The sequence below is a fragment of the Kitasatospora sp. NPDC001309 genome (genome assembly GCF_042896295.1).
Lineage (GTDB): Bacteria > Actinomycetota > Actinomycetes > Streptomycetales > Streptomycetaceae > Kitasatospora.
Window position 1 is genome coordinate 1 of sequence record NZ_JBIAXC010000082.1, and the last position, 22612, is coordinate 22612.

The following is a 22612-nucleotide window of genomic DNA, read 5'->3' on the forward strand; positions in this document are numbered from 1 at the left end:
TACGTCCAGTACGAGGCCGACTCGGGCGCACGCCCAGCCGGGCGCCCAACGCCGCGCGCTGATCTGCCAAGATCCGCCGGACAGGCCCTAGCGGCCGACGTACTTCGGCTTCTCCTTGGCGATGAAGGCGCGCACCGCGATCCGGTGGTCCTCGCTCTCCCCGGCCAGGGTCTGGAGTTCGTCCTCCTTGTCGAGCAGCTCGTCCAGCGAGTGCGAGGCGCCGTACGCCAGCGACTCCTTGACGGCGCCGTAGGCCACCGTCGGGCCCTCGGCCAGCTCGCGGGCGAAGACCCGTGCGGTGGCGGCGAGTTCGTCGCCCGGCACGACCTTGGTGGCCAGGCCCAGCTCCATCGCCTCGGCGGCCTTGACCGTGCGGGGCAGCATCAGCAGCTCGGTGGCCTTGGCGTGCCCGACCAGCCGGGGCAGCGTCCAGGACGCGCCGGAGTCGGCGGTCAGGGCGATCCCGGCGAAGGCGGTGTTGAAGCCGGCCCGGTCGGACAGGATCCGGAAGTCGCAGGCGAAGGCGAGCGAGGCGCCCGCGCCGGCCGCCACCCCGCCGACCGCGGCGACGGTCGGCTTGCGCATCCCGGCCAGCGCGCGGGTCAGCGGGTTGTAGTGCTCGGCGACGGTCCGCAGCGCGCCCTCGCCGGTCTCCTCGAAGCGCTTGAGCAGCGCCAGGTGCTCGTTCAGGTCCTGCCCGACGCAGAAGGCCCGCTCGCCCGCGCCGGTGAGCAGCACCGCGCGCACGGCCGGGTCCCCGGCGGCCTCGGTCACGGCGTCGCGCAGCGCGACCTTGGTGGCCACGTCCAGGGCGTTCATCGCCTCCGGGCGGTTGATGGTGATGACGGCGAGGCCGCCGTCCAGCTCGTAGAGCACGGAATCGGACATGGGTGAGGGCTCCCTCGACGATCGTCACGCGGGTGGTCGTGCCAGGATGCCGGAGCGGAGGGCGGACTGGGGAGTGTGAGGTATCGCACCTTCCGGTGCCGTCACCACCGCCGCCACGCCGGGGCTTTTGGTGCCGATTGCGGTGGTTGTTGCCGGTCCGGCCGTGGTTGCACCGAGAGTGATGTTGGTCATCAGGCCGTGGCATGCGGGATAATGGCTTCCGATCAATGCGTTCGATACCGGCGGTGGACGGACTGCCGGTGCGTAGCTGAGCGGTTGCAGGAAGGGGAACGAGCATGGCGGCCATGAAGCCGCGGACGGGTGACGGCCCGCTCGAAGTCACCAAAGAGGGGCGGGGCATCATCATGCGCGTTCCGCTCGAAGGCGGCGGACGTCTCGTGGTGGAGCTCACGCCTGACGAGGCCGACGCCCTGGGCGAGGCCCTGAAGAAGGCCTGCGGCTGACCGCAGCGCTCGCCGTCTCCTGGAGACGTACCGCCGGGCCCGGGCACGACGTCATGTCGGCCCGGGCCCGTGCGTTCTCCGGGGGCGGGGGCCCGGCGCCGTACGGCCGCTAGCGCTTCACGGCGCAGAGCAGCCCGTCCGAGACCGGCAGCAGCGCGGGCAGCAGGGCGTCGCTCTCCCGCACGTCCCGCACCAGGTCGCGCACCGCGCCGGTCTGCGGGTCCTGGTGGTCCGGCTCGGCGAGCCGGCCCTCCTGGAAGACCCCCTCGAAGCAGACCATCCCGCCCGGCCGCAGCAGCCGCAGCGACTCCAGCAGGTACTCCCGCGACTCGGCCGGGTCGCCGTCGCAGAACACCAGGTCGTACTGGCCGTCGGCGAGCCGGGGCAGCACCTCCAGGGCCCGGCCCGGTATGAACCGCGAGCGGTTGGCCGCGAACCCGGCCGCCTGGTAGGCCTCGCGGGCCAGTTGCTGGCGCACCGGCTCCGAGTCGACCGTGGTGAGCACGCCGTCCGGCCGCATCCCGCGCAGCAGGTAGACGCCGGAGACGCCGGTGCCGGTGCCGATCTCGGCCACCGCCTTGGCGTCCAGGGCGGCGGCCAGCAGCCGCAGGCAGGCCCCGCCGCTCGGCCCGATGGCCCGTATGCCGGTCCGCGCGGACTGGGCCCGGGCGTAGGTCAGCACGGCGTCCTCGCCCACGTAGGTGTCGGCGAGGGCCGCGCGCGCGGGCCCGAACTCGCTGATGGCTGCCTCTTTCGGAGCCCCGGGTGGCGGCCCGGTGCCGGAGCATGTCGATATTTCCTGCCACAGATTACTGGCCGGGCGGGAACCGCGTACGGCGGCGGGCCGTTGTCACTGACGACCGGGTGCGCAAGACCTCCCGGACACTTTTATCCGGGCTTGACGGGTGAGGTGGATATGGTGGTGGCCCTGCTGGGCAGAAGAGCCGACCGAGGAGGTGTGGCCGAGGGCGACGTCCCTGTGCGGCGGCACTCCCGCGGCACCGCGTCGGCCCGTACGCCGAAGCCCGTGATGAACCAGCCTGCGCACTCCGACCTGGACCAGCCCGCCGCCGCCACGCCGGCCGCCGGTACCGCCGAGGCCCCTGTCCTCGCGACCTTCGCCGAGGGTCCCGACTCGCAGAGCTGGACTCCGCCCACGTGGGAGGAGATCGTCGAGGCGCACAGCGCCCGCGTCTACCGCCTCGCGTACCGGCTGACGGGCAACCAGCACGACGCCGAGGACCTCACCCAGGAGGTCTTCGTCCGGGTGTTCCGTTCGTTGTCGACCTACACCCCCGGCACCTTCGAGGGCTGGCTGCACCGGATCACCACCAACCTGTTCCTGGACATGGTCCGCCGCCGCCAGCGCATCCGCTTCGACGCGCTCGGCGAGGACGCGGCCGAGCGGCTCGCCTCCCGCGAGCCCAGCCCGGCCCAGCACTTCAGCGACACCCACTTCGACGCCGACGTGCAGCAGGCCCTGGACACCCTCGCGCCGGAGTTCCGCGCCGCCGTGGTGCTCTGCGACATCGAGGGCCTCTCCTACGAGGAGATCGCCGCCACCCTGGGCGTCAAGCTCGGCACCGTCCGCAGCCGCATCCACCGCGGCCGCTCCCACCTGCGCGCCGCCCTCAAGCACCGCGCCCCCGGCTCGGCCCCGGGCCGCGAGCGCCGCGGCGGCTCGGAGGAGCCGGTGCCGGTCGGCGTCGCCGCCGAGGTCGCGACGGCGCCGGGCGGGCGCGGACGGAGGCGATCGTGAGCGGAACCGGCTGGTCCGGCCAGGACCGTTCGGATGCGTCCGACCGGTCCTCGGCCCGGCGGAGCTGGGCCCTTCCGGGCCGCCGCGGCGCCGCGGACCCGGTGGGCGGTGACCTCGGGGACCCTCTGCTGCCGACCGTCCCGCTGCCCGCCGACACGGCGCTGCGCGCGCTGCCCGTACGGCCCGCCGAGCCCGCGGCCGAGGAGCACCACCTGGGCGACCGGCTGTCCGCCTTCCTGGACGGCGAACTCGGCCACGACTCCCGCGAGCGGGTCCTGGCCCACCTGGCCACCTGTCCGCAGTGCAAGGCCGAGGCCGACGAGGGCCGGTCCGTCAAGCACCTGCTGACCCGCACCGACACCCCCGGCCCCTCCTCCGCGCTGATGGCCCGGCTGATGGCCGTCGGCAGCCTCCCCGAGGACGCCCCGGCGGACGCCGGCCGGCTCCGCGGCCGGGACGACGACGACCTCCCCGGTGGCGGCGTGAACGCCACCGGGACGCTCGGCGGCAGCCGGCTGACCGGCGGCTCCTTCGGCCGCGGCGCCGGTGCCTCCTTCGGCGCGGGCGCGCTCGGCGCCGACGCCCCGCTGCCCGGGTTCGACCCGCGCGCCTTCGGCCGCGGCTCGATGCTGCGACCGCTCATCGGCCGGCGCAGCGGCCGTCCGGAGGCCGTCGCCCGCCCCGACCGCACCGCCGCCCGCCCGCAGCCCGCAGCGGCCGTCCTGCGGCCCTCCGCGGCCCGCGGCCGCCGCCTGGTGTTCGCCGCCGCGGGCGCCTTCTCGGTCGCCGCGGTGACGCTCGGCGGCGTCGGCGGGCTCACCCAGGGCGAGGAGCAGCACGGCACCACGGTGAGCCCGGTGGGCGGCACCAGCGGCCGGAGCGGCTACGTCCCGATGAACGCGCAGGTCCCGGTGGACTTCCCGGGCCGCCCGGTGGCCGCCACCCGCGACCCGGAGCCGTCCTCCTCCCCGGAGCGCTACCCGGGCAACATCGCCGCCCTGCGCCAGCAGACCCGTTAGGCCCTGTCCGGCCGATCTTGCCGGGCCCCCGGCCACCGGCTGGTCTTTACCACGGCTTCATCCCGTCGTGGACCAGGGACTCGCCGGTGGCCATTACCCTGTAGGAACGTCGTCCGATGAGCTAGGGAGCCCAGGTGTTCACCGATGTAGGCGGGCTGAAGCTGCTGACCCTGGCCGTACTGGCGATCGTCGTCTTCGGCCCGGACAAGCTGCCGAAGCTGATCCAGGACACCATGGGCTTCATCCGGAAGGTCCGTTCCTTCGCCGACACCGCGAAGGAGGACATCCGCAGCGAGCTGGGGCCCGATTTCAAGGACTTCGAGTTCGAGGACCTCAACCCCAAGACCTTCGTCCGCAAGCAGCTGATGGGCGACCAGCAGGACCCGCTGGGCCTCAAGGACATGAAGGAGTCGCTCGACATCCGCTCCGTCCTGGACGACAAGCCGGCCGCGCCGGTGAACGGCCGGACGGGCAGCGTGAGTTTCGAGAAGGCCGCGGCGCCCGCCTCCGCCGGCGCCCCGCTGCAGCCCGGCGAGCGGCCCCCGTTCGACCCCGACGCCACCTGATCCGGGCCGGCCGTCCGCGGCCCGGGGCGCGTCCGACAATTCCCGCCGGCCCGCCCGGCTGAGCGGGGCCCCGGCGTGCGCGCCGCTATTGTGCTGATTGTTCCCGTTGAGCCGTCCGTCACATCCGCGCCCGCGCGGACCAGGAACGGCCCCCGGGAACGCCGAGGTACGCCACCATGGGAGCGCGCCACGGCAGGCACACGTGCGTTGAGGAGGCCCGGGGATGGACGCGACGAGTCAGGCGGGAGGGGCGACGGTCACGGCCGGCGGCCCGGTGGTCGGCGGGCAGGCCGGTCCGGCGGACCCGCTGGTGCCCTACCTGTCCGCCGACTTCCCCTGGTACGGCCTGGACGAGGGCTGGACCGGCCGCCGCTTCCTGATGCAGGCCGGCGCCGGCGGCCCCCGCGGCGGGGCGGCCGGCGGCGTCGACTACGGCACCCTCGGCCACGGCGACGAGCCGGCCAAGCAGTTCGAGCCGCGCGATGTGCGCAAGTTCGCCGTGGTGGTCACCGTGGCCCGCCGGGACAGCCGCCGCAGCGCCGACAACACCGGCACGCTGGAGGCGACGTCCGCCTCCTCGGCGGCCTGGCTGGCCGGCTCCGGCCTGCTCGCCGCGACCTGGCCCGGCCAGCTGGACCGCGCGCTGCGCCAGGACTGGCTGGACCAGCAGAGCAACCTGGCCTGGGACCTCGCCGACGACCTGGCCGGGCCCGGCTGGTCGACCCTGAGCCTGCCGGTCAACGGCCTGCCGCAGCCCTTCCGCTACCGGGAGTCCGAGTACGGCTGGGTGCTGGCGGGCGAGGCCCCCGGTGTGCTGCTCGGCGCCTTCGGCCGGGGCGTCAGCGCCTACGGCGTCGGTTTCGCCACCGTCCCCGACCTGGGCGGCTACGCCCGGCCGTAGCGAGGCAGCGGACACGCGGCGGGGCCGGACGGATCACCGTCCGGCCCCGCCGCGTACGCCCGCTCGGAACGTCAGAACTTGTTCAAGTCAGGCCACTTGCCGTCTGGCCTGGGGCGGAAGCACTCTATCCCTCCTCCGGGGCCGTGCTGGGGCCGTCTGCCGCTGCGGGGCCGTCCTCGAAGGCTCGGTCAACCGCTTCCTTGGTGCGCTTCTCACTGCTCGGCATGAGGTGCGTGTAGGTCCGGAGCGTGAAGCCCGGGTCATGGTGGCCGAGGTAGTCGCTCAATGCCTTGATGCTCTCCCCGGCATCCAGTAGGACGGACGCGTAGAAGTGCCGGAGCGCGTGCATTCCGTTCTCGCGGCCGAGCGGTACGCCGGCCGAAGCCAGCGCCGGACGCCAGAGGTTCCGGTTGAACCGGTTGCGGTGGAGGTGGTTACCGCGGCTGTCGAAGAAGACCAACCGGGCCGTGCTCGGGGGACCGTCCACACCGCGCCACGGGAGCGTGACGCTGACCGGCGGGTGTGCGGCGATGTGCGCTTGTAGACGGCCGGCCACGCTGTCCGGGAGCGGCACCGACCGCGTCTTGCCGCCCTTGGGGAGGGAGAACACCGGACGGTTCCGGATCAGCCGGATCTGCCGGACGACGTGGATCGTGCCTTCGGCGAAGTCCACCTGGTCCACGGCCAGCCCGAAAGCCTCTCCTTGTCGGAGGCCGCACCCAGCGGCCAGGTCCACCAGCGGCTGTTGCAGTTCGGGGAGCGCGGACCGGACTGCCTTGACCCGGTCGAGCAGCCACGGCGAGATGCGGCGCGGGTCCAGCTTGGGCGCCTTGACCGAAGTGGAGCGGGCCGGGTTGCTCGGGATCACCCGGTCCTCAACAGCGGCGGTCAGCATCGTGCCGAGGTTGGCGAACACCACGCGCTGACTGGCAGGCGCCATGCCCTTCTCGGCCAGCTTCACCAACCACTCCCGAAGGTCACTCGGCCGCAAGGACGCCAACGGCCGGGCCCCGAGGTGCGGCACCACGTGCAGCCGGATGCGCTGCTCGGTGGTCACGTACGACAGCGGGTCCATGGTGAGTGAGGCCAACCACTTCTCGGCGAACTGCTTCACGGTGACCCGGCCGGCGTTCGGATCGATGTACTGGCCACGCGCCATGTCGGCCTCGATCTGGGCGAGCCAAAGATCAGCCTGGCGCTTCTGTCGGTCGGCGAAGCTCTTGCTCTTCTCAGTGCCGTCCGGGCCGATGTACCGGGCCCGGTAGCGCATGCCGGTGCCGTGGCGTTCGGTCTTGACCCGGTGGGGCTTGCCGTCGGGGCCGGTCTCGGTCTTGTACCAGCGGTCTTGGATGTGGCCGGCCATGGGCCGCTCCTTGGGTGCGAAGGGTTGGGTGTGGTGGGGCAGGGAGGGAGGTGCCCGGGGCGGTGATGGGCTGTCGTTCGGGGGTGTTCGGCGGGGCGCGTGGGCGCCTCCCTGCCTCCCTGAGGCGGCGTCGCCGCTGATCAGGGGCTATTCGGGGCCCAGGGAGGTGGTCAGGGAGTTCTCCCTGTCTCCCTGGTGGCTCCCTGTGCGCCGGGGCTCTGGATAGGGCGGTTCCGGGGCATGGTGGGGAAGGGGGTGCTACCTGCTGGCGAGCTGGTGGGGCCGGGTGTGGGGCGCTATCGGGGGTGCTACCGGTAGTGGGGAGGGGTGCTGCCGGTAGCGGCTTCAAGCGGCGTGCTGGGTCTGGTCGGTGACCCATTGGGCGACGGCGTCGGGGTGGTAGCGGAGGTGTCGGCCGACGCGGAAGCCGGGCGGGCCGGTGCGCTTGCGGCGCCACTGGTAGACGGTCTCCAGCGGGACGCCGAACACGGCGGCGATGTCCTCGGGGGTGAGGAAGCGGGCGGGGAGGGCGACTACGACCGGTCGACTGTCGGCGGGGGTGCTGCGGTTGGCCACGGGCCTCTCCTCGGAGCGGTTGCGGTGGGTGTCAGGCCGGGCGTCAGGGGTGGGTGTCAGGCGGTGTCAGAGGCGGGTGTCAGGGCCCCTGACACCCGCGTTTGCCTAGGGGTTTGGGTGTCAGGGGGTGTCAGGCGTCAGGGAGTGTCAGAGCGGCTGGGCGGTGGTCGGGCGCGGTGTCGCGCGCTAGCGACCGGTGAGGGTCTCGGGGGTGCTCTGGGGGCGGCTTTCGAGGCCTGCGGCGGGGGGCCCTTGGCCGTTAGGTGGCTGATCGGGGTGGGCATGGGGTGCTAGCGGGGGTGCTAGGTCTAGCGGGCCCGACCGCTAGGTCTGGTGCCCGGTTCGGGGCGCTGGGGGGCTCTGGGGCTTCTCGGGGTGGACGTGTGTGTCCGAGGTGGGGATTTCTGCGTCACCGCGTCATCTGCGACACCCATGGCCTGTGACCTGCGGTTTTGGGTGACGTGCCGGTCGGGGGCTGCGTCACCGCTGCGTCACGGCCTGCGTCATCGGGTGACGCAGGCTGGCTCTCGGGGTGGACGTGTGTGTCCGAGGTGGGGATTTCTGCGTCACCGCGTCATCTGCGACACCCATGGCCTGTGACCTGCGGTTTTGGGTGACGCGCCAGTCGGGGGCTGCGTCACCCCTCCGTCACGCCCTGCGTCACCGGGTGACGCGGTGACGCAGCGATGACGCAGGAGTTGCCGTCTGCGTCACCCCTGTTGTCGCAGGTCAGAGGCCACATTTCGGCCCCGGGTGACGCGGTGACGCAGACTCTTCCTACTTAGGAAAAAGAAGGGGCCGTTGTAGTACCTAGGTGCACCTCAGGGAGTGAAGAAGGAGCCGCTGCGCGGCACGACCTTCTAGCGGCTCCGCCGAACAGCAAGAGGAGCACCCTGTGCCGGGCGGGCGCGGTGCTCTTCTTGCTTGTCCGGCGCGCGCGCCGTTTCCCGGACGCGGCGGACGGCGGGCCGGTCAGGTGCGGGGCGTGGCCCAGGGGGACCGCTCCCGGCTGCTGGACGGAGCCGCGGCGGCGACGGCGGACAGGCCGGCGGGCAGTCCGGTGGCGGACAGGTAGGCGCGGAAGGCGTCGCGGGGGACGCGGACCAGGCCGCGCCCGTTGCCGACCCGGTAGGTGGCCAGCAGGCCGTTGCGGGCCATGCGCCAGACGGTCTCCTGGGACAGCCGCAGGGCGAAGGCCACCTGCGGCACCGTCAGGTAGTCCGTCGGGTCCGTGGGCGCGGTCGGGTCGGTGGTCGGCGACGGGGTGTTCATGCAACTCTCCTCGGTCGGGCGGGAACGGCGGCGGGGCGGGCGCTCACCGACGCTCACGGGGCGTTCACGGGCCGGTCGGGCGGGCGGTGAGCCGGGGCGGGCGCGGCGCTCTGTCCGCCTCGGGTTGGTCCGGTCCGGCGGGTGTTCACCGGTGAACGGCCGGGGTGTTCACCGGTGCGTGAGTCGGGTGACGGTCGGGCTGTGCCCGCTGGTCAGGGGGCGATCGATGCTTGGGGGTAAAGGGCGGGAACGCTTCCCGTGAGCGTGGGAACGGTCGGCGGGTAGCGCCGGGAACGGTTCCGTGAGCGGCGGTGAGCGGTCGGGTGTTCACCCCCGAGCGGGGCGGTGAACACCTGGGTGTTCACCGCGTCGCGTGTGCCCGTGAGAGTCGGCCGACTGCGGCTGAACCGGGGCGGCCGACTGGTCGGGTGAGCGGGCCGTGAGCGCCCGTGAGCGTCGGTGAGCGCTCACCCGGACCGGCGTCAGGCGGCGGCGAGCCGGAGGGTGTTCGCCGCCGGGGCGGCGGGCGGCTGCGGGGCGCTGATGCCGAACGTGCGGGTGACGGCCTCCGCGACGAGCTTGGAGTAGGCGTAGAGCGGCTGGCGCGGGTTCGACAGGGCAGCACGGGCCCGCTCCGAGTACTGCTCGATCTGGTTCATGTCCGAGTCCACGAGCGCGAACTGCAGCGCGTCGGCCAGCTCGGCGGAGCTTTCCAGGTCGGAGGCGGCGAGCATCAGCAGCGGGTGGTAGGCCAGCAGGCCCACCAGGTCGTAGAACCGCAGCGACATCGACACGCGCACCGACAGGCGCGGCTCGGTCTCGCCCGGGTCCGTCTCGCCGAACAGCGAGACGTTCTCCTCGACCGCGTCGACGGTCAGGGACGGCTGAATGGTGAGCGAAGCGTGCATGATGGAACTCCCTTCATCGGGGCGCGGGGCGGCGGCTTTCCTGGCAGTTGGGCGCCGCCCCGCAGCATGTCTGCGGGGCTTCCTTGCATGACCTAGCGTGCTCTAGGTCGCTCTAGAATGTCAAGCGATTGACCTAGCTGTGTTAGAGCGCTTGGAGAGGTAGCCTGAGGGCATGACTCTGATTCAGGATGAGCGGGCACCGTACGTGCAGGTGGCTGACACCCTGCGGGCGGAAATCGCCGCCGGTGAGCATCTGCCGGGCGCGAAGCTGCCTTCGGTGAAGAAGCTGGCGGAGCGATTCGGCATCGCCGACATGACCGTGCAGTCGGGGCTTCGCGTGCTGCGAGAAGAGGGGCTCATCGTGTCCAGCCCCGGGCGCGGGACCTTCGTCCGCAGCGATGTGGACCCGTCGGCCGTCGGGGCTGCCGCATCGCAGGGCGGGGACGACATGAGCGCGCAGGTTCAACTTCTCACCTCCCAGGTGCAGGGCCTGACGGCCCGGGTCGAGGAACTTGAACGACGCGTGACCGCGTCGTCCGTTCCTGACTAACCATCGGGTAGTGGCGAGTGCGCAACCAGTGACACAGGCGGGGGCTCACTGGTGACAGGGGTGGTGTCACTGCCCTGTCACCCCCTGCTGTCCAGGGCTTTCGCGGTGCAAGACTCAGCGCAGGCACCACCCCAGAGGGAGGGCACCATGAGCTTGGACAGGCCCGCATGGGCGCGACGCATGACGGCGGAGCGGGAGGCGCGTGGTTGGTCGCAGTCGGATGCGATCGGCACGCTCAGGGCCCACGCACCCAAGAAGCTCCCGGACAACGCGAGCTTGCTCCGGCAATGGAAGCGCTGGGAGTCGGGGGAGGTCATGCCCAGCGACTTCTACCAGCCGATCATTGCCGCCACCTTCGGCACCGTGACGCACGCGCTCTTCCCGGTGAGCGGCCGGCGGGACGGCAACGCCGAAATCGCCGTGGCCAGCGGGATGGAGACGCTCGACATCGTCAGCCGCCTGCAGGCATCCGACGTGGACAACGCCACGATGGATGCCCTCCGAATCACGGCCGACCGGCTCTGCTCTGAGTACGCCCTGCTCCCGCCCGGCCAACTGGCGGTCGAGGGCAGGCAGTGGCTCAAGCGGGTTGCCGGATTGCAGTCGCAGCGGCTGACGCTGGCCCAGCACCGTGAGGTGCTGGCCCTCGCTGGCTGGTTGGCCCTGTTGGTGGGCTGCGTCGAGTACGACATGGGCGACCGCCGCGCGGCAGAGTCCACCCGCCGGGCGGCCCTGTCTCTGGGGGCCGAGGCGGAGCACGCCGAGATCCAGGGATGGGCGCACGAAATGCGGGCCTGGTTCGCAATCACGGCGGGGGACTACCGGGGCGTGATCGCGGCGTCAAACGCGGGAATCGAGGTGGCCCCGCACCAGGGTGTTGCTGTACAGCTCGCTGCGCAGGAAGCGAAGGCGTGGGCCCGGCTCGGGGACCGGCGGCAGGCTGAGGTGGCCCTCGACCGCGGGCGAAGGCTGCTGGAGGGGATGCCGTACCCGGAGAACCTGGACAACCACTTCGTGGTGGACCCGGCGAAGTACGACTTCTACGTGATGGACGCCTACCGGATGCTCGGTGAGAACCGGCTCGCCCAGACGCTGGCCGAAGAGGTGATCCGGGCCAGCACCGACTACGACGGCACCGAGCGCTCACCGATGCGGATCGCAGAGGCCCGGCTGACGCTCGGTGTGGTGGCGGCGCGCGAGGGGGACCTGGAAGGCGCCGTGAACTACGGGGAGTGGGCCCTGCGAAGCGAGCGCCAGTCCCTCCCGTCCATCCTCGCGGTCAGCCGTGAGTTGGCCACCGTGGTCAGCAAGAACTACGCCGAAGCCCCAGCCACGCGCTCATACCTGGACCACCTGAACACCCTGGCCAAGGTCAGCATGTAGGCGGGTTCGTGGGCCGTCTTCGGGCCGTCGAGGGGCGCTCAATGCCGACCAACGATGACAACCGACGACGGCGTCAGGGCAGATGGCAGAAGGGCTGCGGAGGATCTCCGCAGCCCTTCGGTTTGCCCGATCAGAACTTGTTCTTGGGCGTCAGCCCCAGGGACATGCCGGACAGGCCGCGCCGGCGGCCGCCGAGCTTGCCGGCCACGGCGCGCAGGGCGGCGCCGGCCGGGGAGTCGGGGGCGGCGAGCACGACCGGGCGGCCGTCGTCGCCGCCCTCGCGCAGCCGGACGTCGATCGGGATCGAGCCGAGCACCGGGACGGTGGCGCCGACGGTGCGGGTCAGCGCGTCGGCGACGGTCTGGCCGCCGCCGGTGCCGAAGACGTCGATCATCTCGTCGCAGTGCGGGCACGGCATGCCGGACATGTTCTCGATCACGCCGACGATCTTCTGGTGGGTCTGCACCGCGATGGTGCCGGCCCGCTCGGCCACCTCGGCGGCGGCCATCTGCGGGGTGGTGACGATCAGGATCTCCGCGTTGGGGACCAGCTGGGCCACCGAGATCGCGATGTCGCCGGTGCCCGGCGGCAGGTCCAGCAGCAGCACGTCCAGGTCGCCCCAGTAGACGTCGGCCAGGAACTGCTGCAGCGCGCGGTGCAGCATCGGGCCGCGCCAGACCACCGGGGCGTTGCCCGGGGTGAACATGCCGATCGAGATGACCTTCACGCCGTTCGCCTGCGGCGGCATGATCATGTCCTGGACCTGGGTGGGCCGGCCCTCGACGCCCAGCATGCGCGGCACGCTGTGGCCGTAGATGTCGGCGTCCACGACGGCGACCTTCAACCCGTCCGCGGCCATCGCGGCGGCCAGGTTGACGGTCACCGAGGACTTGCCGACGCCGCCCTTGCCGGAGGCGACGGCGTAGACCCGGGTCAGCGTGCCCGGCTTGGCGAACGGGATCTCCCGCTCGGGGGCGCCGCCGCGCAGCAGCTGGGAGAGCTCCTTGCGCTGCTCGTCGCTCATCACGTCGAGTTCGACCTCGACGCCGGTCACCCCGGGCACCCGGCCGACCGCGTCACGGACCCGGGTGACGATGGTGTCGCGCATCGGACAGCCGGAGACGGTCAGGTAGACCGCGACGCGCACCGCGCCGTCCTCGGCGATCCCGACCGATTTCACCATGCCGATCTCGGTGATCGGACGGTTGATCTCCGGGTCGTTGACGGTCGCCAGCGCCTGGCGTACGGAGTCCTCCGTGACGCCGGCCGCGACCTCTGTCTCGTTGGCCATGCCTTGATGGTACGGCTCCGGGCGAACCGCTTAACCGGCCGGTAGCGTGCCGCCGGTCACAACGCCTCGGAGGCGCCCCGCCGTTCGTCGATCTCCTTGAGCAGCGACTGGAGCTCGGACCGGATGAAGTCCCGGGTGGCGACCTCGCCGAGCCCGTGCCGCAGGGCCGCGACCTCGCGGGCCAGGTACTCGGTGTCGGCGATGTTGCGGTCGCTGCGGGCCCGGTCCTGCTCCATGTTGACGCGGTCCCGGTTGTCCTGCCGGTTCTGCGCCAGCAGGATCAGCGGCGCCGCGTAGGAGGCCTGGAGCGACAGCACCAGGGTCAGGAAGATGAACGGGTACTCGTCGAAGCGCGCGTCCGAGGGCAGCATGGTGTTCCACAGCACCCAGACGATGATCACCACCGTCATCCAGACGATGAACCGCCCGGTGCCGAGGAAGCGGGCGATCCGCTCCGACAGCACGCCGAAGGCCTCGGGGTCGTAGGACGGCAGGGTCAGCAGGCCGGGCCGCGCGGTGCGGGGCTGGTCGAGCCGGGTGCGGTTGGAGCCGGTGATCGGGGAGGTCTCCAGGCGCTCCCGGCCGCCGCCCTCGCGGGTGCGCAGTTCGCGTAGTTCGCGCAGCTGGCGCAGCTCCCGCAGTTCGCCCTGCAGGCGCCGGCGGGCGGACTCGCCCCGCCGGCCGTTGCGGTCACCGTCCACCGTGCACCTCGTCTCTGTCGTCGTCCCCGGCGTGCAGCGCGGCGTCGCGCCAGTCCTCGGGCAGCAGGTGGTCGAGCACGTCGTCGACGGTCACCGCGCCGAGCAGGTGGTCGGCCTCGTCCACGACCGGCGCGGCCACCAGGTTGTACGTCGCCAGGTAGCTGGTGACCAGGGACAGCGGGGTGTCCGGCGGCAGCGCGTCCAGGTCGTCGTCCACCAGCGAGCCGACCAGGACGTACGGGGGCTCGCGCAGCAGCCGCTGGAAGTGCACCGCGCCCAGGTACTTGCCGGTCGGGGTCTCGTTCGGCGGCCGGCAGACGTACACCTGGGCGGCCAGCGCGGGCTTGTGGTCGCGGATCCGGATCCGGGCCAGCGCCTCGGCGACCGTCGCGTCCGGCTCCAGGACGATCGGCTCGGTGGTCATCAGACCGCCGGCGGTGTCCTCCTCGTAGGAGAGCAGCCGGCGGACCGGCTCGGCCTCCTCCGGCTCCATCAGGCCGAGCAGCCGCTCGGCCTCGTCGCCGGGCAGTTCGGAGAGCAGGTCGGCGGCGTCGTCCGGGTCCATCGCCTCCAGGACGTCGGCCGCCCGCTCCCCCTGGAGCTTGCCGATGATCTCGACCTGGTCGTCCTCGGGCAGCTCCTCCAGGACGTCCGCGAGCCGCTCGTCCGGCAGCGCGGCGGCCACCTCGGCGCGGCGCTTGGCCGACAGGTGGTGCATCACGCTGGCGAGGTCGGCCGGGCGCAGCTGCTCGAAGGTGGCGAGCAGGTTGGCCGCGCCCTGGTCCTGCTCGGGCAGCGCGAAGCCGGTGACGTCCTGCCAGTCCAGGGTGAGCCGCTCGCCCTTGCCCTTGCGCAGCCGGGTGGCCCGGCCGACCTGGACGAAGACCTTGCTGACCTCCCACTCGCGCAGCCGGGTCTGCACCATGCCGACGTCCAGCACGGTGACGTCCTCGGCGGTCTTGGACCAGGTGACGGTGCGGTCCAGCAGCTCGGCCAGCACCAGGGTCTCGGACGGGCGCTGCTCGAACCGGCGCAGGTTGATCAGGCCGGTGGTGAGCACCTGGCCGGACTCCAGGCTGGTCACCCTGGTCATCGGCAGGAAGATCCGGCGCCGGGCGACGACCTCGACCACCAGGCCGAGCACCAGCGGGGGGCGGCCGCCGAGGCGCAGTGAGACGACCACGTCGCGGACCCGCCCGACCTGGTCGCCGTTCGGGTCGAACACCGCGACGGCGGAGAGGTGGGAGATGAAGACCCGGCTTCCTGGCCCTGCCATGAACTCCCTCGACTCCCTCGACCCTGCCCGAGCGGTCCGACCTGCCCGGCGCCGTACGGTGTGCACCGGGGCGCACGTCCGGCCAAGGCTACCCGCGCCGCGTGCACCCGGCCCGGTGAGGCACGGTAGCGGGCCCAGGCGTCCTCGGCATGAACCTTTAACGGCGCTTGAACAGCAGTTTGGGCAGTCCGGCGGGGATCGGGCGGCGGGTGGTGGCCGGGGTGGGCATCGGCTCGGCGGCGTGCGAGCCGTCCGGCATGGCGCCCGGACGCTCGGTCAGCGCCCCGGCCGGGCGCAGCCGCAGCACCCGGCACTCGCGGGCCCAGCGCTCGGTGACGGTGTCCGTGTCGGGCGCGTTCAGCCGTTTGCCCTTGAGTTCCTCGACGGCGCCCCGCCAGGCCTCGCCGTTCGGCGCCAGCTCGACCACCTCGGCGGCCCAGCCGGTCAGCCGGCCGCCCTTGTCCTTGCTGCGCACGGTGATCACGGCACGGGCGCCCGGGGTCAGGCCGTGCAGGGGCTGCTCGCCGCCCCCGCCGACGACCACCACGGCGCCGTCGTGCCAGGCGTGCCACAGCGGGCGGGCCTGCGCCTCGCCGTCCGCGCGCACCCAGAGCAGTCCGGACTTCTTCGCGGCCTCCTCCAGCAGGGCCTGGTCGAGGAAGTCGTCGGCGACGGGGGCGGCGGAGTTGCGGTCCATGGCGGACAGCGTACGGGCTCGCCGCCCGCGCCCGCCCGGCCGGACGTCTCAGCCCCCGGGCGACAGTTCCATTGACGGCCCACGGGCCTTACCGTATGAGCGCCCCGCCCCCGCGACCAGCGAAGGAGCGCCGTGCCCGCCGCCCGGCCCGCGACCACCCCCGCCCCTGCCACCGCCGCCGACCAGCGGCCCGCGCACCCGCTCCCCACCGCCGACCTGCTGCTGCTCGCCGTCTCGATCGGCGGCATCTCCCTCTCCGGCCCGCTGATCTCCGCCACCGCCGCGCCCGCGCTGGCCATCGCCTTCTGGCGCAACGTCATGTCGGTCGGCGCCCTGGGCCCGTACGCGCTGCTGCGCCACCGCGCCGAGCTGCGCGGGATCGGCCGGCGGGCGCTGCTGCTCGCGGTCGCCGCCGGGGTGCTGCTCGCGGTGCACTTCGCGCTCTGGATGCCCAGCCTGCGGATGACCTCGGTGGCCTCCGCGACCGCCCTGGTCACCACCACCCCGCTGTGGACGATCCTGCTGATGCGGCTGTTCGGCGTCCGCGCGCCGAGGATGGTCTGGCTCGGGACGGTCGTCGCCTTCGCCGGCGTGCTGGTGCTGACCGGCGTCGACCTCTCGATGTCCCCGCGCGCCCTGCTCGGCGACGCCCTCGCGCTCGCCGCGGGCCTGGCCGCGGCCGGGTACATGCTGCTGGGCGCGGAGGTCCGCAGGACGGTCAGCACCACCGCGTACACGCTGGTCTGCTACGCGACCACGGCGGTCGGCCTGCTGGTGATCTGCCTGGCCACCGGCACGCGGCTGTCCGGCTGGTCGGCCGGGGCCTGGTGGCAGATCGTGCTGCTGATGGTCACCGCGCAGCTGCTCGGGCACTCGCTGAGCAACCGGGTGGTGCGCACCCTCGGCCCGTCGATCACCTCCACCGCGATCCTGCTGGAGACCCCGGGCGCGGCCCTGATCGCCGCGCTCTGGCTCGGCCAGTGGCCCCCGGCGGCGGCGTACCCGGCGGTGGTGCTGATCCTGCTCGGCCTGGTCCTGGTCGCCCGCGGCGGGCGGCGCTGACGCCCCCGCGGGACCGGGGTCCGGGTGCGGGGTCCGGGACGGGGCCCGGGGGCTGGGGGACGCTACAGCCAGCCGTTGCGGCGGAAGCCCCGGTACATCCCGACGCAGATCACCGCGATCGCGGTGAGCACCAGCGGATAGCCGTAGGCGTGGTGCAGTTCGGGCATGTAGTCGAAGTTCATGCCGTAGACGCCGGTGATCATGGTGGGCACCGCGAAGATCGCCGCCCAGGCGGTGATCTTGCGCATGTCCTCGTTCTGCGCCACCGACACCTGCGCCAGGTTGGCCTGGAGCAGCGAGTTCAGCAGTTCGTCGAAGCCGTGCACCTGCTCGGTGACCCGGGCCAGGTGGTCGGCGACGTCCCGGAAGTACTTCTGGATGTCCGGGTCGACCAGGCCCTGCTGCGGCTCGGACAGCTGCTGCATGGGGCGCAGCAGCGGTGCCACCGCGCGCTTGAACTCCAGTACCTCGCGCTTGAGTTGGTAGACCCGGCCGACGTCCGCGGTGCGCGCGCCCTTGGCCGAGAAGACGCCGTACTCGATCTCGTCCACGTCGTTCTGCAGCCGCTCGGCGACCAGCAGGTAGTTGTCCACGACGTGGTCGGCGATCGCGTGCAGCACCGCGGCCGGGCCCTTGGCGAGCAGGCCGGCCTCGTCCGCGTCCGCCTCCAGCCGGTGCCGCAGCTCCTGCAGCGAGCCGTGGCCGCCGTGCCGGACGGTGATCACGAAGTCCCGGCCGGCGAAGACCATCAGCTCGCCGGTCTCCACCACCTCGCTGGTGGGCGTGAGTTGGTCGTGCTCGACGTAGCGGATGGTCTTGAAGACGGCGAACAGCACGTCGTCGTAGCGCTCCACCTTGGGCCGCTGGTGGGCGTGCACCGCGTCCTCCACCGCGAGCGGGTGCAGGCCGAACCGCTGGGCGATCCCCTCGAACTCGGCGCCGGTCGGCTCGTGCAGCCCGATCCAGCTGAACGACCCTGCGGTGTCCGGGAGTTGGTGCGCGGCCTTGACCCGGCGGGCGGCCTCGCGGGGGCTGCAGGTCACGCCGTTGCGCCGGCCGTGCTGGTAGACCGCGCAGTCCACGACCGCCGAGCCGGCGCCCTCGGGCACGGCGTCGTACGGCCCGACGGCGCCCCGGCGGCGGTTGGTGCGGACGGCGGCGCGCAGGCTGTTGATCATCGACATGACAGGCTCCCTGGGGCAGGAGCCGTCGCACGGTGGCGCGGAGGGGACGCGGAATGGCCGTGGTGCGACGGCGAGGAACACCGGTGAAGGGGACGAGGGGTGCTCTCCCGGCCGGTCCGTCCGCCGCCGACCCGCGCCCGGGCCACTAGGGCTCGGTCAGCCGCTGAGGCCTGCGGGGCGGGAAGTGCGGGGAAGTCGGGGCCGGGCAGAGCTGCCGGTACTGCATGGTCGGCCGGTATCCACCGCAACCACCTCCTTCGCTCGCCGCCCCGGGACCTGCGATCCCGGTGGCCAGTCGCTCACCCTAACATCTGACCGGGCATCGGTGCCCCGGGGTTTCCCCGGCCTTCGCCCGTACGCCCCCGCGCGGACGCCGGAGCGGCCCGGGTTACGCTCACCGGCATGGCGCACGACTTCCCGTCCTTCGGCGACCCCCACGGCGGCAGCTCCCCGGACCTCACCCGGGAGGCGGTGCTGGCGGCCGTCGAGGCCCGGCTGATCTCCACCTTCGGCGAGCCGAGCGGCCGCGCCGCCGTCACCTTCCTGGGCACCGACCGGATCGAGGTGCTGCGCTTCGGCCCGGACGCCGACGGCCTGGTCCGCTACGCGACGCTCGGAATGGCGGCCGCCCCGATGGCCGACCCGACCCAGCCGGTCGCCGACCAGCTGCGCGGACCGCGCGCCGAACTGGTGCTGACGGTGCGCGGCGGGCGCGACGGCGTGCTGCGCAGCCTCGCCACCTTCGCCGCGACGCCGCAGGTCGAGGGCCTGGTGGTGGCCCCGGGCGGCTCGCTGGACCTCGGCGCCCCGCTCTGGGAGGACGCCCCGTTCACCTCGGTGCTGGCCGCCGAGCCGGGCGGGCTGGTCGAGGACCTGGAACTGGCCGAGCCCGCCGAGCCGGTGCGCTTCCTGCCGCTGCTGCCGATGACGCCCAACGAGGCGGGCTGGAAGCGGGTGCACGGCGCGGCCGCGCTCCAGGAGCGCTGGCTGGACCAGGGCACCGACCTGCGTGACCCGCGGCGGCGCGGCGTCAAGCTCGACTGACCCCCGATGACTCCCGGTCAGGACCGGGGCCCGGTCCAGGACCGGCGCCGGGCCGGATCCTGACCGGCGCCGGCCCCCGGCCCGGAGGGCGCACGGGCGGCCCGCCCGCCCCGCCGTGCTCCGGTGCGCCGGAGCGCGGCCCCGCCCGCCGTCAGCGCTCGATCGGCTTCGCCCCGGTGGCCTGGGCCAGCAGGGCCTCGTACACCCCGGGGTCGGTGGTGTGCTCGCCGAGCCGGACGGTCTTGCGGCTGCCGTGGTAGTCGCTGGAGCCGGTGACCAGCAGGCCGAGGTCGCCGGCCAGGCCGCGCAGCCGCTGCCTGGTCTCCTCGTCGTGGTCGGTGTGGTCGACCTCCAGCCCGGCCAGTCCGGCGGCCGCGAGGTCGGCGATCACCCCGTCCGGGACGGTCCGGCCGCGCTTGACCGCGCCGGGGTGGGCGAACACCGGTACCCCGCCGGCCGCCCGGACCAGCCGGACCGCCCGCACCGGGTCGGTCTCGTGCTTGCGGACGTCCGCCCGGCCGCCGTTGGCCAGCCACTGCGGGGTGAAGGCGTCCGAGACGGTGGCCACCACGCCCGCCTCGACCAGCGCGCTGGCGATGTGCGGCCGCCCGACCGAACCGGCCCCGGCGATCCGCTGCACCTGCTCCCAGCTGATGTCCGCGCCGAGCTCCCGGCAGCGCTCGACGACCGCCCGGCCGCGCCGGAACCGGTCGGTGCGCACCAGCTCGCGCTCGGCCGCGAACTCCGGCTCCTCGGGGTCGAACAGGTAGGCCAGCAGGTGCATGCTGACGCCGTCCACCACACAGGACAGTTCGGCGCCGGGGACGACGGTCAGCCGGGTGCCGTCCGGCAGCGCGTGCACGGCGGCGGCGGCCCCGGCGTGCCCGGCGACGGTGTCGTGGTCGGTGAGCGCGACCACGTCGAGCCCGGCCGCGACCGCCGCCGCGACCAGCTCGGCCGGGCTGTCGGTGCCGTCGGAGGCGTTGCTGTGGGCGTGCAGGTCGATGCGCACGGGGCGGACTCCTCAGGCTGGTGGGTGCCGCCCAGGATAGGCCGTCCGGTCCGCCGTCAGCCCAGCAGCCGGGGGGAGAGCGCCCCGCAGGGCAGCAGGTCCAGTTCGGCGCCGGCCTCGCGCAGGTCGGTGAGCACCAGCTCGTCGTACATCACCAGCGCGGACTGCTCGGGCCAGGCGATCGCCCAGAGCCAGAGCCCGCGGGCCTCGCCGACGAACACCGCGCGGTCGGGCGGGGCGTCCGGGACGTGGAACATCGGGGTGGGCCGCCCGGCGGCCATCAGCTTGGCGTCGGCGGGCTTGTAGAGGCCGACCGAGTCGCCCGGGTCGGGGCCGGGCAGTCCGGCGTAGCGGGCGCCGAGCCCGACGCCCAGTTCCTCGGCGACCAGCACCAGTTCGCCGAAGCCGCCGAGCGGGGCGGGCCCGGAGCAGGCGACGGCGGTGGCCCGGGCACCCGAGACGTCGTCGCCGACGTGGGCGATACCGGTGTAGAGCCAGCCGACCGGGAGCGGCCAGGGCAGCCAGACGGGGACCTGGGAACGGGCGACGGCGACGCCCAGGGCTTCCACGCTCGGGGGTAGTACGGGCTGCATCGGGTGCACGGCTCCGTGCCGGTCGCACTGCCAGGTGTCCGAAAAAAGACCGGGGGCGCGGACCCGACCGGCGCACCTCGGACAGCTTGGCTCGCCCCTCATAGCCGACAACGCTCCTCCCTCCGGACCGCCGCGTCAAGGACGATCACCCGTACGGACGGCCCGGCGGCACCCTGTCGGTGCTGGACGCCCGGCCGGCGCGGGTGGCTTGCGGCGCGGGCGGTTCCCGTTGGGGGATGTCCCGTCGCGGGCGGCGGCAAACGTTCCGGGGCCGGGGTCGGGGGCGGGGCCGAGTCAGGGCCGGGGCCGGTCCGTTCCGGGGCCGGACGCACTGACGCCCCGTCAACGGCGATCGCGGTGACGGGGCGTCAGTCGGGTATCGGTACGTCCGGATCGGACGGTCCCGGCTCGTCGGCGGCGGGTGAGGTCTCCCGGTCGGAGGCGCCGCGCTGGGTCAGACGGTCGGGCACGGGCGGATGAGCAGGCGCTCGCCGGTGCGGGCGGCGTCCTGGACGAGCTCGCGGACGGTCTCGGCGTCGGCGATCACGCGGTCGGTCGCGGAGCCGTTGGCGTCGTCCAGTCGGAGGATCTCGAAGCGCATGGGCTTGGTCATGGGCGTCTCCTTTTCGAGCCCCGCGGGGCGGGGCGGTTGCGGCTGAGTCGGTATCAGCCCTTTCGGGGTCCTGCGGATCCGGCGCTGCGGCCGGACCACGCGGGTCGTACGTGTGGCGGTCTGCTGCGGCAAGGGCTCCCCCTGGGCTTGCCTGGTGCGTCCAGTCCCTCGTGAACCACGGTGTCGTGGCGGTGCTACCGGGCCGTTGCCCGTCCGTAACGTCCGGGTTTCGGCTGAAAGGCACCCTGTGGATGTCGCCGATGATTCCCGGACAGAATCAAAGATTACCGTAACTAACGACTTTTGTCCTGTGCCGTGCCAGGTCGAACCTCCGGAAGTGGTACAGACCACGCCGGGGAGCGGGTCGGTCGGGGGCCGGGCTCAGGCCCAGAACGCGGCCAGCGCCTCGGCCGTGGCGGCCGGCCGCTCGGCGTTGGGGGAGTGGGCCGCGCCCGCGACGACCACCCGGCGGGCGCCCAGCCGCCGCGCCATCGCGCCCTGCTCCGGTACCGGCCAGGCGTAGTCCTGCTCCCCGGACACCACCAGCACCGGCAGCGTCCCGGCCGCCACCGCGGCCAGCTCGTCCACCCGGTCCGGCGCGGCGACCAGGTGCGCGCCGGTGACGGCCAGCGACCGCGGCACGTTGGCCACCCAGCGGCGGTGCAGGAACTCCGCGACCCCCGGCGCCAGGGCGGGCCTCGGCTCCCCGCCGCTCTCGTCCATCTGCCGCATGACCTGCCAGATCTCCTCCAGGCCCATGACCGGCAGGACGTCCAGCAGCATCCTGGTCCGGGCCGCCTCGGCCGGGTCGATCGCGCCCGGCCCGGTGGCCATCAGGGTCAGCGAACGCCACGGCAGCGGGCCCTCCCCGGCGGCCGCGAGCACCGCCTCCCGGACCACCTGGCCGCCGAAGGAGTGCCCCAGCAGGTGCACCGGCCCGCCCTCCGCGGCCAGCACCCCGGTCAGCGCCCGGACGTCGGCGCCCAGCGCGGCCACGGCGTACGCCGCCCCGTCGTCCGGCCCGCCGGTCTCGTACTGACCCCGCTGGTCCACGGCCGTCACCCGGTACCCGGCGGCCGCGAGCGGCGCGAGCAGCGCGATGAAGTCCTCCTTGCTGCCGGTGAACCCCGGCACCAGCAGCGCCGAGCCGCGCACCGGGCCGTCCGGCTCCGCGCGCAGCGCCGCGAACTCCCCGCGCCCGGTCGGCACGCGCTCCGCCCGGGCGCAGCGGGGCAGGTCCAGGAACGGCGGAGTACTCATGGGCGGGTTCCCTCCCGGGGCAGGCGACGCCCCGAGCCTATGCCGTCCCGGCACCCCCTCCCACCAGGACGGGGACGCCCGGGAACGCCCGAGGGGGCGGGGGGGGGCAGCCCGGCCGGGGGGCCCCCCGGGGGCCCGCGGGGGAGCCCGCCCGGGGGGGCGCGCGGGGCCCCGGCGCCAGCACGGCCCGGGGGGGCTAGGCCGGCGGGGGCGCCGGGGCGGGCGCGGCG

The 22612-nt window shown here is 73.5% G+C and carries 24 protein-coding genes; 9 read left to right on the top strand and 15 right to left on the bottom strand.

Translation table 11 applies throughout. The annotated features are described in order from the left end of the window. Window positions 1-87: 87 nt before the first annotated feature. On the bottom strand, window positions 88-888 hold the full coding sequence (locus tag ACFY2K_RS42165; protein ID WP_380409383.1) for an enoyl-CoA hydratase-related protein: 801 nt from the start codon (window positions 886-888) through the stop codon (window positions 88-90). A gap of 296 nt (window positions 889-1184) precedes the next feature. Between ACFY2K_RS42165 and ACFY2K_RS42170 the strand changes: the two genes are divergently transcribed. Further along, entirely contained in the window at window positions 1185-1352 is a 168-nt protein-coding gene (locus ACFY2K_RS42170) for a DUF3117 domain-containing protein (RefSeq protein WP_014137929.1), read from the top strand. Between the two features lie 109 nt (window positions 1353-1461). Here the strand turns inward: ACFY2K_RS42170 and ACFY2K_RS42175 are convergent, their stop codons facing one another. After that, the gene (locus ACFY2K_RS42175) at window positions 1462-2094 is read right to left on the bottom strand and encodes an O-methyltransferase (RefSeq protein WP_380409399.1); all 633 of its coding nucleotides are present in this window, start codon (window positions 2092-2094) and stop codon (window positions 1462-1464) included. 288 nt (window positions 2095-2382) lie between these two features. Between ACFY2K_RS42175 and sigE the strand changes: the two genes are divergently transcribed. From sigE to ACFY2K_RS42195, 4 genes are all read left to right on the top strand, one after another. Then, window positions 2383-3111 (top strand): RNA polymerase sigma factor SigE, encoded by a 729-nt coding sequence (gene sigE, locus ACFY2K_RS42180; protein ID WP_375884886.1) that lies wholly within the window; start codon window positions 2383-2385, stop codon window positions 3109-3111. After that, the gene (locus tag ACFY2K_RS42185; protein ID WP_375884787.1) at window positions 3108-4130 is read left to right on the top strand and encodes an anti-sigma factor family protein; all 1023 of its coding nucleotides are present in this window, start codon (window positions 3108-3110) and stop codon (window positions 4128-4130) included. Before sigE ends, ACFY2K_RS42185 begins: the two co-directional genes overlap by 4 nt. A gap of 134 nt (window positions 4131-4264) precedes the next feature. Continuing rightward, window positions 4265-4696, top strand: coding sequence for a sec-independent translocase (locus tag ACFY2K_RS42190; RefSeq protein ID WP_380409387.1), 432 nt, complete (start codon window positions 4265-4267; stop codon window positions 4694-4696). A 223-nt stretch (window positions 4697-4919) separates the two neighbouring features. Then, window positions 4920-5597, top strand: coding sequence for a hypothetical protein (locus tag ACFY2K_RS42195; RefSeq protein WP_375884793.1), 678 nt, complete (start codon window positions 4920-4922; stop codon window positions 5595-5597). A 124-nt stretch (window positions 5598-5721) separates the two neighbouring features. On the opposite strand, the gene ACFY2K_RS42200 is transcribed toward ACFY2K_RS42195, so the two are convergent. From ACFY2K_RS42200 to ACFY2K_RS42215, 4 genes are all read right to left on the bottom strand, one after another. Next, complete coding sequence (locus ACFY2K_RS42200) at window positions 5722-6960, bottom strand: tyrosine-type recombinase/integrase (protein WP_387718162.1); 1239 nt, start codon at window positions 6958-6960, stop codon at window positions 5722-5724. Between the two features lie 345 nt (window positions 6961-7305). Next, entirely contained in the window at window positions 7306-7536 is a 231-nt protein-coding gene (locus ACFY2K_RS42205) for a helix-turn-helix domain-containing protein (RefSeq protein ID WP_387718164.1), read from the bottom strand. A 972-nt stretch (window positions 7537-8508) separates the two neighbouring features. Further along, window positions 8509-8808 (bottom strand): helix-turn-helix domain-containing protein, encoded by a 300-nt coding sequence (locus ACFY2K_RS42210; RefSeq protein WP_387718167.1) that lies wholly within the window; start codon window positions 8806-8808, stop codon window positions 8509-8511. A 482-nt stretch (window positions 8809-9290) separates the two neighbouring features. Further along, window positions 9291-9716 (bottom strand): hypothetical protein, encoded by a 426-nt coding sequence (locus ACFY2K_RS42215; protein WP_387718170.1) that lies wholly within the window; start codon window positions 9714-9716, stop codon window positions 9291-9293. 172 nt (window positions 9717-9888) lie between these two features. Between ACFY2K_RS42215 and ACFY2K_RS42220 the strand changes: the two genes are divergently transcribed. Both ACFY2K_RS42220 and ACFY2K_RS42225 read left to right on the top strand, forming a co-directional pair. Further along, window positions 9889-10266: a winged helix-turn-helix domain-containing protein gene (locus ACFY2K_RS42220; protein ID WP_387718173.1), complete on the top strand. Its 378-nt coding sequence runs from the start codon at window positions 9889-9891 to the stop codon at window positions 10264-10266. A gap of 147 nt (window positions 10267-10413) precedes the next feature. Continuing rightward, the gene (locus tag ACFY2K_RS42225; RefSeq protein ID WP_387718176.1) at window positions 10414-11649 is read left to right on the top strand and encodes an XRE family transcriptional regulator; all 1236 of its coding nucleotides are present in this window, start codon (window positions 10414-10416) and stop codon (window positions 11647-11649) included. Between the two features lie 130 nt (window positions 11650-11779). Here the strand turns inward: ACFY2K_RS42225 and ACFY2K_RS42230 are convergent, their stop codons facing one another. The 4 genes from ACFY2K_RS42230 to ACFY2K_RS42245 form a co-directional block, all read right to left on the bottom strand. Next, window positions 11780-12940 carry an Mrp/NBP35 family ATP-binding protein gene (locus ACFY2K_RS42230; protein ID WP_380409389.1) on the bottom strand — a complete coding sequence of 387 codons (1161 nt, stop codon included), beginning with the start codon at window positions 12938-12940 and terminating at the stop codon, window positions 11780-11782. A 56-nt stretch (window positions 12941-12996) separates the two neighbouring features. After that, entirely contained in the window at window positions 12997-13581 is a 585-nt protein-coding gene (locus ACFY2K_RS42235) for a DUF1003 domain-containing protein (protein WP_380525922.1), read from the bottom strand. Between the two features lie 49 nt (window positions 13582-13630). Next, window positions 13631-14917 carry a magnesium transporter MgtE N-terminal domain-containing protein gene (locus tag ACFY2K_RS42240; protein WP_375884798.1) on the bottom strand — a complete coding sequence of 429 codons (1287 nt, stop codon included), beginning with the start codon at window positions 14915-14917 and terminating at the stop codon, window positions 13631-13633. Between the two features lie 157 nt (window positions 14918-15074). Beyond that, window positions 15075-15614 carry a hypothetical protein gene (locus tag ACFY2K_RS42245; protein ID WP_375884800.1) on the bottom strand — a complete coding sequence of 180 codons (540 nt, stop codon included), beginning with the start codon at window positions 15612-15614 and terminating at the stop codon, window positions 15075-15077. Window positions 15615-15746: 132 nt separating this feature from the next. Between ACFY2K_RS42245 and ACFY2K_RS42250 the strand changes: the two genes are divergently transcribed. Next, window positions 15747-16676 carry a DMT family transporter gene (locus ACFY2K_RS42250; RefSeq protein ID WP_380525915.1) on the top strand — a complete coding sequence of 310 codons (930 nt, stop codon included), beginning with the start codon at window positions 15747-15749 and terminating at the stop codon, window positions 16674-16676. 62 nt (window positions 16677-16738) lie between these two features. On the opposite strand, the gene corA is transcribed toward ACFY2K_RS42250, so the two are convergent. After that, a complete protein-coding gene (corA, locus tag ACFY2K_RS42255) occupies window positions 16739-17860 on the bottom strand; it encodes a magnesium/cobalt transporter CorA (RefSeq protein ID WP_375884805.1) in 1122 nt (373 codons plus the stop codon). Between the two features lie 402 nt (window positions 17861-18262). Between corA and ACFY2K_RS42260 the strand changes: the two genes are divergently transcribed. Next, window positions 18263-18904, top strand: a complete 642-nt coding sequence (locus ACFY2K_RS42260) for a suppressor of fused domain protein (protein WP_380594590.1) — start codon at window positions 18263-18265, stop codon at window positions 18902-18904. 151 nt (window positions 18905-19055) lie between these two features. Here the strand turns inward: ACFY2K_RS42260 and ACFY2K_RS42265 are convergent, their stop codons facing one another. The 4 genes from ACFY2K_RS42265 to ACFY2K_RS42280 form a co-directional block, all read right to left on the bottom strand. After that, the gene (locus tag ACFY2K_RS42265; RefSeq protein WP_375884810.1) at window positions 19056-19916 is read right to left on the bottom strand and encodes a PHP domain-containing protein; all 861 of its coding nucleotides are present in this window, start codon (window positions 19914-19916) and stop codon (window positions 19056-19058) included. A gap of 56 nt (window positions 19917-19972) precedes the next feature. Further along, entirely contained in the window at window positions 19973-20611 is a 639-nt protein-coding gene (locus tag ACFY2K_RS42270; protein ID WP_350511866.1) for a DUF6758 family protein, read from the bottom strand. 352 nt (window positions 20612-20963) lie between these two features. Continuing rightward, window positions 20964-21122: a hypothetical protein gene (locus ACFY2K_RS42275; RefSeq protein ID WP_188305309.1), complete on the bottom strand. Its 159-nt coding sequence runs from the start codon at window positions 21120-21122 to the stop codon at window positions 20964-20966. 381 nt (window positions 21123-21503) lie between these two features. After that, window positions 21504-22382, bottom strand: coding sequence for an alpha/beta fold hydrolase (locus ACFY2K_RS42280; RefSeq protein ID WP_375884813.1), 879 nt, complete (start codon window positions 22380-22382; stop codon window positions 21504-21506). Window positions 22383-22612: the final 230 nt, after the last annotated feature.

Excerpts from the sequence above, each read along its gene's own strand:
- ACFY2K_RS42165 (WP_380409383.1), bottom strand. The coding sequence starts at position 888 with ATGTCCGATTCCGTGCTCTACGAGCTGGACGGCGGCCTCGCCGTCATC.
- ACFY2K_RS42170 (WP_014137929.1), top strand. The coding sequence starts at position 1,185 with ATGGCGGCCATGAAGCCGCGGACGGGTGACGGCCCGCTCGAAGTCACC.
- sigE (WP_375884886.1), top strand. The coding sequence starts at position 2,383 with ATGAACCAGCCTGCGCACTCCGACCTGGACCAGCCCGCCGCCGCCACG.
- ACFY2K_RS42195 (WP_375884793.1), top strand. The coding sequence starts at position 4,920 with ATGGACGCGACGAGTCAGGCGGGAGGGGCGACGGTCACGGCCGGCGGC.
- ACFY2K_RS42200 (WP_387718162.1), bottom strand. The coding sequence starts at position 6,960 with ATGGCCGGCCACATCCAAGACCGCTGGTACAAGACCGAGACCGGCCCC.
- ACFY2K_RS42210 (WP_387718167.1), bottom strand. The coding sequence starts at position 8,808 with ATGAACACCCCGTCGCCGACCACCGACCCGACCGCGCCCACGGACCCG.
- ACFY2K_RS42215 (WP_387718170.1), bottom strand. The coding sequence starts at position 9,716 with ATGCACGCTTCGCTCACCATTCAGCCGTCCCTGACCGTCGACGCGGTC.
- ACFY2K_RS42220 (WP_387718173.1), top strand. The coding sequence starts at position 9,889 with ATGACTCTGATTCAGGATGAGCGGGCACCGTACGTGCAGGTGGCTGAC.
- ACFY2K_RS42225 (WP_387718176.1), top strand. The coding sequence starts at position 10,414 with ATGAGCTTGGACAGGCCCGCATGGGCGCGACGCATGACGGCGGAGCGG.
- ACFY2K_RS42230 (WP_380409389.1), bottom strand. The coding sequence starts at position 12,940 with ATGGCCAACGAGACAGAGGTCGCGGCCGGCGTCACGGAGGACTCCGTA.
- ACFY2K_RS42240 (WP_375884798.1), bottom strand. The coding sequence starts at position 14,917 with ATGGCAGGGCCAGGAAGCCGGGTCTTCATCTCCCACCTCTCCGCCGTC.
- ACFY2K_RS42245 (WP_375884800.1), bottom strand. The coding sequence starts at position 15,614 with ATGGACCGCAACTCCGCCGCCCCCGTCGCCGACGACTTCCTCGACCAG.
- corA (WP_375884805.1), bottom strand. The coding sequence starts at position 17,860 with ATGTCGATGATCAACAGCCTGCGCGCCGCCGTCCGCACCAACCGCCGC.
- ACFY2K_RS42260 (WP_380594590.1), top strand. The coding sequence starts at position 18,263 with ATGGCGCACGACTTCCCGTCCTTCGGCGACCCCCACGGCGGCAGCTCC.
- ACFY2K_RS42270 (WP_350511866.1), bottom strand. The coding sequence starts at position 20,611 with ATGAGGGGCGAGCCAAGCTGTCCGAGGTGCGCCGGTCGGGTCCGCGCC.
- ACFY2K_RS42275 (WP_188305309.1), bottom strand. The coding sequence starts at position 21,122 with ATGACCAAGCCCATGCGCTTCGAGATCCTCCGACTGGACGACGCCAAC.
- ACFY2K_RS42280 (WP_375884813.1), bottom strand. The coding sequence starts at position 22,382 with ATGAGTACTCCGCCGTTCCTGGACCTGCCCCGCTGCGCCCGGGCGGAG.